General features: G+C 68.4%; 12 protein-coding genes. 7 read left to right on the top strand and 5 right to left on the bottom strand.

Annotation, left to right across the window (positions count from 1 at the left end):
* Nucleotides 1–569: 569 nt before the first annotated feature.
* The 3 genes from ACZ45Z_RS24570 (at nucleotide 570) to ACZ45Z_RS24560 (ending at nucleotide 2,785) form a co-directional block, all read left to right on the top strand.
* A complete protein-coding gene (locus ACZ45Z_RS24570; RefSeq protein ID WP_468366205.1) occupies nucleotides 570–1,424 on the top strand; it encodes a caspase family protein in 855 nt (284 codons plus the stop codon).
* A 379-nt stretch (nucleotides 1,425–1,803) separates the two neighbouring features.
* Nucleotides 1,804–2,283 carry a peptidoglycan-binding protein gene (locus tag ACZ45Z_RS24565; protein WP_468366202.1) on the top strand — a complete coding sequence of 160 codons (480 nt, stop codon included), beginning with the start codon at nucleotides 1,804–1,806 and terminating at the stop codon, nucleotides 2,281–2,283.
* A 115-nt stretch (nucleotides 2,284–2,398) separates the two neighbouring features.
* Entirely contained in the window at nucleotides 2,399–2,785 is a 387-nt protein-coding gene (locus tag ACZ45Z_RS24560; RefSeq protein WP_468366199.1) for a UBP-type zinc finger domain-containing protein, read from the top strand.
* A gap of 63 nt (nucleotides 2,786–2,848) precedes the next feature.
* Here the strand turns inward: ACZ45Z_RS24560 and ACZ45Z_RS24555 are convergent, their stop codons facing one another.
* Complete coding sequence (locus ACZ45Z_RS24555; RefSeq protein WP_468366197.1) at nucleotides 2,849–5,107, bottom strand: endonuclease; 2,259 nt, start codon at nucleotides 5,105–5,107, stop codon at nucleotides 2,849–2,851.
* A gap of 419 nt (nucleotides 5,108–5,526) precedes the next feature.
* On the opposite strand from ACZ45Z_RS24555, the gene ACZ45Z_RS24550 reads away from it, so the two are divergent.
* Both ACZ45Z_RS24550 and ACZ45Z_RS24545 read left to right on the top strand, forming a co-directional pair.
* Nucleotides 5,527–5,736, top strand: a complete 210-nt coding sequence (locus tag ACZ45Z_RS24550; protein WP_468366195.1) for a hypothetical protein — start codon at nucleotides 5,527–5,529, stop codon at nucleotides 5,734–5,736.
* Nucleotides 5,737–7,281: 1,545 nt separating this feature from the next.
* On the top strand, nucleotides 7,282–8,130 hold the full coding sequence (locus ACZ45Z_RS24545; RefSeq protein ID WP_468366192.1) for a PucR family transcriptional regulator: 849 nt from the start codon (nucleotides 7,282–7,284) through the stop codon (nucleotides 8,128–8,130).
* 69 nt (nucleotides 8,131–8,199) lie between these two features.
* Here ACZ45Z_RS24545 and ACZ45Z_RS24540 read toward each other — a convergent pair whose 3' ends face one another.
* The gene (locus ACZ45Z_RS24540) at nucleotides 8,200–8,592 is read right to left on the bottom strand and encodes a hypothetical protein (protein ID WP_468366189.1); all 393 of its coding nucleotides are present in this window, start codon (nucleotides 8,590–8,592) and stop codon (nucleotides 8,200–8,202) included.
* Nucleotides 8,593–9,011: 419 nt separating this feature from the next.
* On the opposite strand from ACZ45Z_RS24540, the gene ACZ45Z_RS24535 reads away from it, so the two are divergent.
* Both ACZ45Z_RS24535 and ACZ45Z_RS24530 read left to right on the top strand, forming a co-directional pair.
* A complete protein-coding gene (locus ACZ45Z_RS24535) occupies nucleotides 9,012–9,509 on the top strand; it encodes an AAA family ATPase (RefSeq protein ID WP_468366186.1) in 498 nt (165 codons plus the stop codon).
* A 281-nt stretch (nucleotides 9,510–9,790) separates the two neighbouring features.
* Nucleotides 9,791–10,768, top strand: a complete 978-nt coding sequence (locus ACZ45Z_RS24530; protein WP_468366183.1) for an SDR family oxidoreductase — start codon at nucleotides 9,791–9,793, stop codon at nucleotides 10,766–10,768.
* A gap of 119 nt (nucleotides 10,769–10,887) precedes the next feature.
* Here the strand turns inward: ACZ45Z_RS24530 and ACZ45Z_RS24525 are convergent, their stop codons facing one another.
* From ACZ45Z_RS24525 to ACZ45Z_RS24515, 3 genes are all read right to left on the bottom strand, one after another.
* Nucleotides 10,888–11,016 carry a hypothetical protein gene (locus ACZ45Z_RS24525; RefSeq protein ID WP_468366180.1) on the bottom strand — a complete coding sequence of 43 codons (129 nt, stop codon included), beginning with the start codon at nucleotides 11,014–11,016 and terminating at the stop codon, nucleotides 10,888–10,890.
* 219 nt (nucleotides 11,017–11,235) lie between these two features.
* Nucleotides 11,236–11,964, bottom strand: a complete 729-nt coding sequence (locus tag ACZ45Z_RS24520) for a DUF2267 domain-containing protein (RefSeq protein ID WP_468366177.1) — start codon at nucleotides 11,962–11,964, stop codon at nucleotides 11,236–11,238.
* 59 nt (nucleotides 11,965–12,023) lie between these two features.
* Nucleotides 12,024–12,869 (bottom strand): alpha/beta fold hydrolase, encoded by an 846-nt coding sequence (locus ACZ45Z_RS24515; RefSeq protein ID WP_468366174.1) that lies wholly within the window; start codon nucleotides 12,867–12,869, stop codon nucleotides 12,024–12,026.
* Nucleotides 12,870–12,872 lie beyond the last annotated feature (3 nt).

The raw sequence follows: 12,872 nt of genomic DNA, 5'->3' as shown, positions 1-12,872 counted from the left end.
GCTCCCGACGCGCACGCACGCCAGGCATGACTTGCCGCTGCACGGCCGTTCACCGATCGGGTTCCCGATGCCCGGCGAAGGAAACCGGCCATCAGCCGCCCGCCCCCCACACAACGCTCACGCCTCACACCCGCCCCTGTCCGTACCCCTGTCCCTTTCCTTATTCCGGTCTCCCTCTACTCCGTCACCTTCCATCTCGTTGAGATTTTGAGAATAAATAGCCCAATTCCACTTGAGCAGATCGTGAGAAGCGAGAAACGGAACGTTTCGCTTCGAGGTCACGGGTGCCTCCTGCGTGCTCAGGTTCTTCCCACCGTCTCCACGGCCCCGTGCCACCTCCACCTCCGGCTCTGCCCCCCATGCATCACGAGCTCTTGCTCCATACGAGCGTTTCGGCCTGCCGAACAGTCAGGAGACGGCGGAGTCCCGTCATCATCACCCCGAGGCTGGGGTCGCGTCATCGCCCGGCACGCCTCACCGACGGAATGAAGGGATACGAATGCGGCCTGGGCTCGTTTCCAGCGTCACCATGCCGCATACCGACCCCCCACACGCACCTAGGAGACACCATGGCAACCGGCCTCTCGATCCACATCGGACTCAATCAGGTCGACCCGTCCAAATACGACGGCTGGAGCGGCGACCTCAACGCCTGCGAACAGGACGCCAACGACATGGCCCAGCTCGCCGAGCAGGCCCAATTCACCGTGATCGATCCGCTGCTCACCACAGCCGCCACGGCCGACGCGGTCACCTCCGCGATGAACGCCGCCGCCGAGCAACTGGTCAGCGGCGACATCCTCTTCCTCACCTATTCCGGCCACGGCGGCCAGGTGCCCGACCTCAACCACGACGAGACCGGCGACCGCCTCGATGAGACATGGGTGCTCTACGACCGGCAATTGGTCGACGACGAGTTGTACGCGCTCTTCGGCAAGTTCGCCAAGGGCGTCCGCATCTGGATGCTGTCCGATAGCTGTCACAGCGGCAGCGTGGCCAAGGATCTCCCCCAGATCCTCAGCCCGAATGAGCTCGGCAAGCGGTTCAACACCGATAATCCGGAGGAGGTCGAGAAGAAGATCCGGGTTATGCCGTTGCCCGTCCAGAGCAAGGCCTACAAGCGGGACCGCACCGTCTACGACGAGATCCAGAAGACGCACACAGCCAAGGACCTGGCCCAGATCGATGCCAGTGTCCTGCTCATCTCCGGCTGCCAGGACAATCAGACCTCCGCCGACGGCCTCGTCAACGGGCTGTTCACCGGCACCTTCCTCGACATCTGGAACCTCGGCTCCTTCAAAGGCAGCTACCGCAAGTTCCACCGCGAGATCCTCAAGAAGATGCCCCCGGACCAGACCCCGAACCTGTTCCAGGCCGGCACCTCCGACACCTCCTTCACCCGCCAACGCCCCTTTACCATCTGACCTCGACGGCCGGCTCGCCACGTGAAGCGAAGTCGCAGAAACCGGCAATTCCCCGCGCCATCGCGCCACTCCCTCGGCAGTGGGTCTTTGATCGAAAAGGGCGAGCACTCCGGGGCAGGTAAAGATACGCGGGGAATGCTGGGGGCAACGGTCGGTAGGCCGGGCGCCGGCGCCCGCCATCAGTACGCCTGACGGTCGCCCGATCGCCCGGGCGCCCCCTCCGGTTCACTCACGTCGCGTTCACTCACGTCGCGCTTCCCCCGGCCCGCACAGTTGCTTGAATGGCAGTAAAATACGCCCAGCAGATTCAGCAACTCCCTTACAGCTTCTCGGCTTCGGAGAAGATGCGGGCGCCGGGTGAGCGTTCTAGTGTAAACGTATGAGTACACAACACAAGGCGACGCAGGAAACGTACTACACAGTGAAGCCGGGCGACACACTGTCCGCCATCGCGGCGCACTACCACACCAGCGTGAAACAGCTTCAGGTCTGGAACCACATCGCGGACGCGAACGTAATCAAGGTCGGACAGCGGATTCTCGTCTCGCAGACGGACCAGCCGGAACCTCCGGGGCCTTCTCAGCCGCCCCCAGGTTGCGTGCCGTTCCCTGGTAAGGCTTGGTTCGAGAGCTGGCCGACCAGCCCCATCATCGGCGAAATGGGGTATCGCCTGATCGAAGAAGGATGTTCCAGCTACAGCGGCAACACCGAGGGTATCGACCCTTCGTGGAATGACGAACACCGGCAATCCTACGCCATGTGGCAGCGCAAACTGGGCTACCACGGAGCGGACGCCGACGGCATGCCGGGGCCGACGTCTTGGAACCGGCTCCGCGTCCCCTCGCCGAGCGGAATGTAATTACCTTCCTCTCGGCGCCAATCTGCTGCCCCGCCCCTGACAGGGCCCGGGGCAGCAGTCGTCCGTTCTCCCACAGAGACCACAGAGATGAACAGGCCGCATAGATGAAGCAGAGATGAACGAGCCCATGCCCGATGGCAGGTCCGACTCCGACCACATCCCCGGCATCGATCCCACCGCACGGCCCAGCGGGAGCGGATGTGTGGAGTGCTTGGCGGGTGACGGGCCAGGATGGTGGTTCCACCTGCGGCGTTGCGCCGCCTGCGGGCACATCGGATGCTGCGACTCCTCACCCTCCCAGCACGGAACCAAGCACGCCCGCGAAGCGGGGCACCCCGTCCTGACCAGCTTCGAACCTGGAGAGAGCTGGTTCTGGAACGTCGAGACCGGAACGTACTACGAGGGGCCTCAACTGCCGCCGCCCACCTCGCACCCGGCCGCGCAACCGACTCCCGGTCCCCTGGGCAAGGTCCCCACGGACTGGCAACGGCACCTGCACTGAAGCGGCCGGCCGCGACGCGAAGTGAGGTACGGCGCGAAGTGAGGTACGGCTGGCGTATCCCGATCAGGTCCACACGCCGGAGAAGTCGATCTCCTGAGCCCATTCCGGGTGGTCTATCAGGGGGTTGCGATTTCCCTGTATCTCCGCGATGGCAGCGTTGCGGTGCAACTCGTACTCGGTCACCGGCTCCGCTCTGTGCCAGGAAAGGAGGAGGGGCAACCGCTCCTTGGGGAACTCCTTTTCGCTGTCGCCTACGAGTCCCGGGTAGCGCAGCAGGAAGTACATCGTGGCTCTGGCGACCGTTCCCTTGCCCTCCTCCGGCTCGAACCCCACGTCCTCGCGCATTCCACATTCATCGCGGACCGCTTCCTCGAATCCGGGGAAGTCGAAGTAGGGAAAGTTGCTGCGGAAACTGTTGCAGCCCACCTCGCATGCGAACAGATGGTGCAGGTCACCTCGCATGGGCTCCTTCGCGGTGAACCAGGACTGTGGGACGACGTGTTCGCAGTTGAAGGGCATCGACGCCTCAAGGGCATCGAATTCCGCTGCGAACTCGGCCGGCCCCGATGTGCCCTCCCGCAGGAGGAGTTCCTGCATGCGGGACAGGCGTGCGGCCTCGACGGCGGCATCGGCGCGTATGAGCTCCTCGGCACTGAACGTCTTACCGGAGTAGATGCTGCGGAGTTGACCGTCCTTGTGGAGGTCGACCCACGGGTAGACCATCCGCATCGGCTTGTAGGCGGGCCTGGGCGAGTGGGTCGCTTCCAGCAGGGCGGTCAGCGCCCGGCGAAGCCCGTCGCCGTCACCGGCACCGATTCCTGTGATCCCCGCGTAGTAACTCTGTTGGGCGGCGAGGTCGGCGGTCCGGTCGTAATAGGGCCTCTCCCGCCCTAGCCGGAGGTTGACCAGAGCCGCGTTCAGGTCCTTTTCGGCGGCGAAGCTGCCGTCTGGCTGCCCTGCCACGGGGAGCCGGTGCGGAGCGACGACCATCCCGTCCGCGTGGGGCGGGGGCGTCTGGGTGCCGGCCTGGCCCGCCGGCGGTGGGGCGGGTTCCTGGGACGCGGGCATGTCCACGGCGACGGTGATCCGCAGCGGGACCGTAACGCGCACGGCTCCGTCGGACACGAAGGCTCCGGCCCCGTCCGGGGACGAGCCGTTGTGCGAGGGCGCGGGCGAGGGCTCGGGCCCTTGCGACGCCGACGGCGGTGCTTGCAGTGCTTGCGGTGAGCCCTCCACCGGAAGCGGGGCAGCGGCCGGGGCCGTGAACACCTCATCCCGCAGCCGGGCGGCCTCGCCGGACAGCGCTACCTCACGCAGCGCCTGCAGAACACGACTGATCCGCACTCCCTCATTGGCTCTCCAGGCCAGCCGATCCTCGCCCATGTCCGGAGTCCACGGCGTTCCGTCGATGCTCAAGGGACGATCTTCGGCGTCGGTCTTCGGCACGCCCGAGTGGTGCAGCGCGACGACCTCCCACTGATCGTTGAAGACCGGGGAACCCGACGAACCTTGATCGGTGTCCGACTCGTAGTGCAGGAACCGATCCAGCACGTCCACGACCTGGTTCTCGCGCAGCGCGAGCTGCTTGGGCTCGCCCTTCGGATGCTGGATGATGTTGACGAATTCCCCCAGAATCACCTTGCCCTGCGCTCCGCTGAGGGGCAGCCAGCCGAACTCGGAAAGCGCCTCGCCCTGCGGGTTGCGCTCAGCCACGGCGACCAGACTGAAATCCAGATCCCGATGGGTCACGAAAAATCTCTGTGGCTCCAGCCGGAAGGCCACCGGAACGAGCGGAAAGCCATTGATTCCCGCCTGGAATCTGAAGGCGACGATGCTCCGGCTCGCCACCTCCGCGCTGCGCAGCACGTGGTTGTTGGTGAGCAGGAGAGAAGGGGACACCATGAAACCGGTGCCGTGGCCGCCTCCGGGTCCATCGATGGTGACCCGACCGACCGAGCGGGAAACCAGGTGGCCTTCCTCCAGGAACGCCACCGGTGTCAGGTTGTTGCGCCCTATGAGGCGTTCGAGCCCCAATACCTCACTGCCGAAACTCTCCGGGGGCATCGGCAGCGTGCTGCCTGCCGTGGTGAAGGGTTCCGTCGGCATCTGCTCGATCGCTCGGGCCAATGACCAGTCGACGCCGAGTCGTGCCAGTCGCTTGCTCACCCGCTCCGGATCGTCCGCGTAGAGCACTCCGCGCTGCTCGAGTACAGTTCGGGCGGCTTCCCGCGCGGCGGTCCGCTTCGCGTAGCGTTCCGCAGCCCTCTCCACATGCGACAAGTAACCTATTTCTGCCTCGGAAACATGCTCCGCTGTCGTCATGGGTTCGCCTCCTCACCTGCGCGCGACCGACGCACGCAGGGCCCGTTTTCACCCCTTATTCCATTATGTGCACACGATGCCGGGCGCCTCTTGTCCAGCCAGTCATTACCAATTCAAAAATGAAAGGGTCAACTAATCTTCTGTGGGGGCACGGGGATTGCCGGGTGTCGTTCCGGGTCTTCCGGGTTTCGTTCCGGGAGTTCCTCGAGGAGCTTCGCTACGAGATCACCTGAGCCGTTGGCAGCAGGCCGGCGACACCGGACGAGCCGCAGCCCGCACCCGAACCCACACCGGCACCCGCACCGGCACCCGCCCCTCATTTGAGGCGACTTCGCCTTCTAGAATCACGCAGCCAGCGCAGTGACTCCAGAGCAGCAAGCGTCCAAGCGCGGGGCGAGGGCCATCCCCGCACGCTGAGCGTGGCCGGCAACCTCGGCGCGGCGCCGCACCAGTTGGGGAAGCCTCGGGCGGCCAAGTCCCTGAACAAGGACACCCTGCGGCGACGCGAGCGGGCGCTGGACGAGGACACTCTGCGGCATCGCAGGCGCGTGCTGGGCGAGAACCACTCGGACACCCGCGCCACGGCCGACAGCCTGGCTCTCACTCTCCGCGCGCTCCACGCTTCTTGAGACCGGCCACGCCACGGGGAGGAGAGTCAGGGCAGGAGGCAAAGGCGCCCACCCACGTGCGCGTTGGCGCTCGTCAGGCGGGGATGAGTCGACCAGGACAACTCTCGGATCTGTCGGATCTATCGGTTCGTCAGCCCGGCACCGGCCCGCCGCTCCACCCCCAGGCCACCGTCCCGCCCGCCTCGGAGGCCGATTTGCACGTTCAGGCGGGGCTTTTTGACGCGAACGACCGGCAGTTGGCGTCAAGGGGCCGATGTGTCCGACGCGTGGATCGACCACGCCCCGCGTCGGCCGGGAGGTCGGCCTCTCGGCCCAACGACCCATGTTCGCTGCCCACTTCACGCTCGCGCCGCACCCGTACGGACAGTCGTGGAAGAGACCCGGTGTCGATACCGTGTTAACTGAACGCAAAGATCACATGCGTCGGCCTGCCTGACCCATGGGCCGCCTGCCCCCTCTCAGTCCTCTGACCGGCGGGTTTTAGGGAGCGTCAGGGTATGCCCGTCCCAAGCCGAGTTGAAACTTCTCGCAGCGGGACTCGCGTTCGGCGAGATGTTGCGCCCGCTCGTTGACGGCTTCGGTGTGGCGTGGGTTGCATAAGTGAATGCGAGATGTGTGTGGCATCGCACCGGCCCGCTCAAGCCGATTCGGCTCGGAAGCCTTGCCGGTTCCCCTCGGGAGGTGGCGCCCTGTGTTCCCCAGTCCGGCGAGGGAACCGTGCGGGTCTCCGAACACGCCTGGAAGCGCATCGGCGTGTCGAGGAGTCGGCAGGTCGGGACTGCCGGATCAATCTCCAACTGCCCTACCCGGCACGGCCGACTTCGAATCCTTCGATGTCGGCCGAACCCGTCCGCCCAGCGCTCTCAGGCTCACCCTCGCCGCTCGCACGAGGCCACCTGGGCGCGTGGGGCAGCAGCGTTGTCGCCCTACGCCCACGCCCACCGCTGCCCGGCCGCCTTCCTCACCCTCTCCCCCAAGACTGCCCTCTCCCCCAAGACTGTCCAGTCCGCCAAGGCCGTCCAGTCCCGCAAGGCCGTCCAGCGGCTCGGGTTTCAGGTCGACGTCCGACGCCCGGCGATAGGACGCCCAAAGGGCTGCGCGGCCGGGTGCGTCCAGCCCCGGCTCCGTGTCCCTCCCGGCCAAGGCGGATCCTCCCGGTCCGTCCAGTGCCGTCAGCCAAGCCCCGGCCCCCGGCGGGGCCTCCTCCGTCCCCCTCTGCGGAAGTAAGCCATGACCCCTCTTGTGAACACCGTCCGTCCGGAGCCTGCCCTTGACGCTCGGAGCTTCGGGTGCGGCGAGTTGCCGCCCCTCATGGCAGACGTGGTCCATACGTTGCAGGAAGGATTCCCCGATCTGGCCGGTCATTTGAACGGCCCCCTGGGCCAGGAACTACGGCGGGAGATGGTTCAGGGACTGCTCTCGGCGCTCGACGTGGTGGCGGCCGGCGGTTCAGCGCCGACGACGGCGTCGACGACAACGCGCGGCGGCCCGGCGAAGGCACCGGTGCGCGCGCAGGTGCGACAAACGGAGCAAACGGAGCAAACGGTGCGGGACCAGGACGAGGACCCCGCCCTCACGGACGACGCGTCCGCACCCGTGGCCGTCCGTCAGCGGCGTCAGCAGCTCTTCGACGCTCTGATCACCGGAGGCATGCCTCAGGAGGCCCTCGCCGACCTCGCCCGGCGCTGCCACTGGCCGTTGCCCACCACCTTCCAGGCAGTGGCTCTGAGCGCACAGCCGGAGGGATGCCACTGGGACGGGGACGGCGGACCGTTCCTCACCGGCAGCAGCCCGCAGGGGCCGGCGCTGCTCGTACCGGATCCCGGCCCGGACGCCCGGGCCCTGGTGCGCGCCGCGCTGCGCGGCCGTACCGCGGCCATGGGCCCTGTCGTACGGTGCTCCGAGATCGGCGACTCCCTGCGCTGGGCCCGCAGCCTCCTCGCGCTGGTCCCCACTTCTCGGTACGCGGGCCGGGTCCTCAACGTCGAGGACCACCTCGCCACCCTCCTGCTGTTGCAGGACGAGGCGCTGACGCGGACGTTGGCCGCCGTACGGCTGCGGTCCCTGGAGGGGCTCACTCCCCGGCAGAGCGAGCGCATCGAGACGACGCTGCTCGCGTGGCTGGAGGGCGGCGGCGCCCCGGAAGCGGCCAAGATGCTCCAGGTACACACGCAGACCGTTCGCTACCGCATGCGGACGATAGCCAAGCTCTTCGGCCCGGAGCTGCGTGATCCCCGCTCGCGCTTCGAGCTGGAGATGGCGCTGCGTGCCCGGCGGCTGCTGGGACAGATCCGGCTGCAGGACTCGGGGCCCTCTCCCAGGACGCCGGCGCGTCCCCGTACGGCGGCGAGGGCGCCGGAGACGGGACGGCAGGCGCGGGTCAACGGTCTGTGACCGACCGTCCGCGTGGGGAGGACCGACCGTCCGCGTGGGGAGAACGGCGCGCCCCTCGTGCCCGCCCGCTCACCCGGGCAGCGCGGCGACAGCGGCGGCGCGCAGGTCCCGCGGGTCGCTGAAGAGTCGTCCGGGCCGGGGGGCAACTCGCCAGTGCAGGCCCGGGCCTGCCACCGCGTGCACCGGGGGCCAGGTCACGTACGAGCCGCTGCCGCAGACCCGTGTGCGGGGCACGTTCCAATCGGGCAGGCTGCCGGCGGATACGAGGAAGTACATGGCGCCGCCATAAGGGTCCGCGATGACCGCCCCCGCGGCGTCGCCGAGTACGGCCAGTGCGCGCTCGGCGGCCTCGCGCGGGAGCTTGACCGCGTTCCATTGCCGACCGGCCAGCAGTGCCGTGGGATCGTGCGGGCAGCGGAACCAGTCCGGCAGTCGTTTCGATCCGGTCGCCGGCAGGCTCACGGGCAGTATCGCTTCGGTCTGTACCGCTCGGGCCGCCGGCTCGTGTGGGGCACGCGGGAGTGCGTGCGGTGACACGGCATCGCCGCGACCTACCGAGAGGTCAGGACCCTCCGCCAGTTCCAGCCGATCGTTGTCAGTGATCATCGCAACCACACTCCACAGGGGCTCGGTCACCTCGGAGATTCCTCCTCGGCAACGCCGAATAGCACATACCAAAACCCCTGGCGCGACCGGTGAGCAATAGCTCCGGGAATTACCCCGCGCACTTCCCGAAAGGCCACGTGAAGTCGATGACGATCATCCATTTCGGCCCGGAATTCCGGGCGAATCTCCCCAGCTCCGCCAGGTGAAGGCCGCGTTAACATCACATGGGGCAAAGGGGGGCGAAAAGGGAGAAATGACGCGACCGGCAGCAGGAGGTGAAGTCGCAGATGGCGCCGGACAGCGGGCTTGACGTGGCCGTGCTCGTCGGGTTGCAGGCGGCCGGGAAGTCGACCTTCTACGAGCTGTGCCTCTCCGGCCGGTATGCGCTGATCAGCAAGGACCTGTTTCCGCGCGCCGCACGCAACAAGCAGCGACGGCAGATGCGCCTGGTCGAAGAGGCGCTGACCGTCGGAAGAGCGGTCGCGGTCGACAACACGAACGCCTCCCCGGAGGAGTGGGGCCCCCTGGTGGAGCTGAGCCACGCCCACCGGGCCACTGCGACGGCCTATTGGTTCCCTCCGGACGTAGAAGGCTCCCTGCAGCGCAACGCCGCACGAGAGGGACGGGACCGCGTGCCGGACGTCGGGGTTTTCGCCACGCTCAAGCGGCTGCGCAAGCCCTCCCTCGCGGACGGGTTCGACACCGTTCTGGAGGTGCGGTTCGACGGCCATGGCGGATTCGAGGTGCGGCGGGCGGTCCCGGACGGTCAGTGATACCGATCGTCGGTGGATCGCGGATCGCGGATCGCGGGTCGCGGGTCGCGGGACGTGGGACGTGGGACGTCGGTGGCGGGTCGCTGGACGTGGGTGGCAGGACGTGGGACCGGTCAGCGGAGGTGGTCGGCGGAACCCGTCAGATCCGGGGACGGAACGCCCGGGCGAAGCCGTTCGCCGGCCGCGCGTACCCGGCGGTAACCGGGCAGGATGCCAGATATTCCGCTGAGCGGAACGGCGGTTCGGGCTTCGTACCAGGTTCGTAGCAGGAAGGAATCCTCATGCGAGTACACGGTTCGGTGGTCGTGATCACCGGAGCGTCGAGCGGCATCGGGCGGGCCACCGCCGTGGCGTTCGCCCGTAAGGGATGCGCGGTGGTCCTGGCCGCACGGCGGGAGAAGGCGTTGGAGGCGGTCCGGAAGGAGTGCGAGGGCCATCGTGGCGCGCGGGCTCTGGTCGTACCGACCGACGTGACGGACGCCAAGGCGGTCGAGGCCCTCGCGCAGCGTGCGGTGGAGCGGTTCGGCCGCATCGACGTATGGATCAACGGCGCGGCCGTGACCGTGTTCGGCGCCTTCCAGGAGGTGCCCCTGGAGGACATCCGCAAGGTCCTGGACGTGAACGTCATGGGTTACGTGCACGGTGCCCGGGCCGCGCTGCGGGTGATGCGCGAGCAGGGGCGCGGCACGCTGGTGAACGTCTCGTCCGTCGTCGGTGTGGTCAGTCAGCCGTACACCCACGCCTACGGCATGTCGAAGCACGCCATCCGGGCCCTGAGCGCGAGCCTGCGCCAGGAACTGCTGCTGGAGCGGGCGGAGCACATCCACGTGTGTACCGTGCTGCCCGCCAGCATCGACACACCGCTGTTCGAACACGCCGCGAACTACAGCGGTCGCAAGCCGGTCCCCATGCCGCCGGTCTACAGCCCCGAGCGGGTGGCCCGCACCATCGTGGACCTCGTGCGGGTGCCCCGGCGGGAGGTCGTCGCCGGGACGATGGGTCGTTCCATGGTGCTGGAGTCGAGATTCGTGCCCGGGCTGGCGGAGCGGACGATGGCCCGGCACGTCGACAAGACCCATCTGTCGCGGGAGGAGCCCGCCCCGGCCGGCCACGGCAACCTGCACGTTCCGGCGCCCGGTCCCGGGGCCGCCCACGGCGGGTGGGGCGGACGGCGCCGCACCGCGATGCGCCGACTCGGCGCCGCGACGGTGGTGGCGGGCGCGGCGGTGGCCGTCGCACGCCGGGCCCGGACTCCCTGAGCGGACCCTGAGACGCAACGGGGCCAACGTCCGGGGCCGACGTTTCGGGAGTCGCCGGTATCGGAGCGCGAACGCCGGGTACCCGAGCACCGGCCATCAGAGGCTGCCTGTCACCCCGCTCACTTGGCAGGGCGCGGTTGGTCCTGGCCCCGCCCCGCCTTCTTGGCGAGACGGCGTTGCTGCTTCAGCGTCAGTTCCTTGCGCCCGGTCTGCTGCAGGTAGGCGTCTTTCCGCTTGTCGTTGTCCATGGTTTCGCGCACTTCTCCGTCAAGCGGGCTCCGGTTTCCGGTGCCCGGGATGGGTTCTGACAGGTGGTCCCTCCGCCGGAATGGACCGGAAATGACCCGCCATACCGTCGGTTATCAGTCACGCACACCCCACGTTATGCGATGAGTGCGGGAGCGGCCCGCATTGCGGTGTCGGTCGGGAGAGGTCCGGGTATCCCTGATCAGTCCGGGTCTCCCTGATCAGCCGGGGCGGCCTCCGGATGCGACGGCGACGACCGCGTCATCGATACGGTCGGCCAGGGCGAGATCGAGGGCCGTGACGGCGTTGACCGACCGGGTGCGGAGGCGGAAGGTGATTCCCGCATCGCTGCGTCGGTGGTCGTAGTCGTGGTTGAGTTCGCGTGAGTCCTCGTCGACCTGGTTCAGCAGGGGCGCGATCCGGTCGCCGGGCAGGGCCACTGTGCGGACCAGATGGTGCGGGTCTCCGCTCCACTGCGGGCGCCGGCGTAGCTCCGCCTCCAGCTCCTCGTGGGTGAGCGGGGCGGGAGCGTCCGTGGCGACGTGCCCGCGCTCCGGATGCGGCTCCGGCTCCGGCTCCGGCTCCGAGAACAGGTCCGCGCAGTCGGCGGGCAGGCCGTCCCGCACCTCCTGCCCGAGCCCGGCGTCGGCCTGAGCGAGGCAGGACAGCACGCACCGGGCCAGGTACCGGGCGCGCTCGGGTGTGGTCTCCAGAGTGCGGCCGATCTCCTCGGTCAGCTCCGTGCTCCCGCCCCCGGAGGGCGGCACGATGGCATACACGGCGTCCCGCTCCGGCCCGGGCAGCGCCTCCCGCAGGCGTCGACGCAGCGGCATTTCCAGCCGGTGCGCCACGGCGGCGAGCGTGACCCTCGTCGCGCGGGCGCCGTCCTCGTTACCGGCCAGGCGCGCCCGGGAGGCGACCTCCGCCACCAGTTGTTCGTGGTTGATCATCGGACCTCCCGTAGAAGCGGGTGGGTGGACGGATATCTTTCGCCGTGTTCGTCGTTCGTCTACCTTTCGCCGTGTTCGTCGCGCGCGACGCTTTCGCCGTGTTCGTCGCGCGCGATGCTTTCGCCGGGTTCGTCGCGTGCGACGCGCGACGCCAGTCGGCGGACCGGTTCGGACCAGGCGTCCGGGTCGAGCCACGGGAAGCTGTGGGCTCCGGCTACCTCGATGTACGTCCCGTCGGCCACCAGCTCGCACAGTTGCCGGCCCCAGCGGCCCGTACCGACCAGGTCGTCCTTTCCCCTGATGACCAGCAGCGGCACCGAGAGCCGGGCCACCGAGTCCTCCAGGGCGTCGTCCAGGTGGACCCGGGCGGTGTGCAGGAGCCGGCGGGCGCCTGCCCGTTTCCACTCCGGGTGGTGTGACCGCGCCAGTCCCGGCGGCTCGTGCCGGGAGTCAAGTTGCCACCGCACCAGCAGTCGTGCCCAGCCGCGAGCCGCCGGGTCGACGGTGGGGCTGGCCAGGACCACGGCGGCCACGTCGGAGCGGCCGAGGGCCGCCCGGGCGGCGATCTGGGTGCCGCTGGAGTGGCCGGCGAGCACGACCCGCCCGAGATGCCGGGCGGAGAGCCAGTCGGCGATACAGCGGCCGAACTCCGGCACGTCCAGCTCGTGCGGTGGGTTGTCGCTGCCCGCGAATCCCGGCAGTTCCACCAGGTGGGCCCGGGTCCACCGGCCGAACGCCGCCAGCCCGGGCAGCAGGTAGTCGGCCACGGCCATCCCCTGGACGAGTACCACTTCGGGCATGCCTTGGTGGGCTTCTCCGATGGCGCGGCTGCGCATCGCGCCGAGCGGGCCGTCGTGGTAGGCGGTCACGCACCGCGCGTCGAGATCGGGCCGCCTGTCGTTCATCGG

This window comes from Streptomyces sp. NPDC031210 (genome assembly GCF_055570395.1).
Note: the sequence above shows the minus strand (reverse complement) of the source record. Positions and strands in the feature narration are given on the sequence as shown.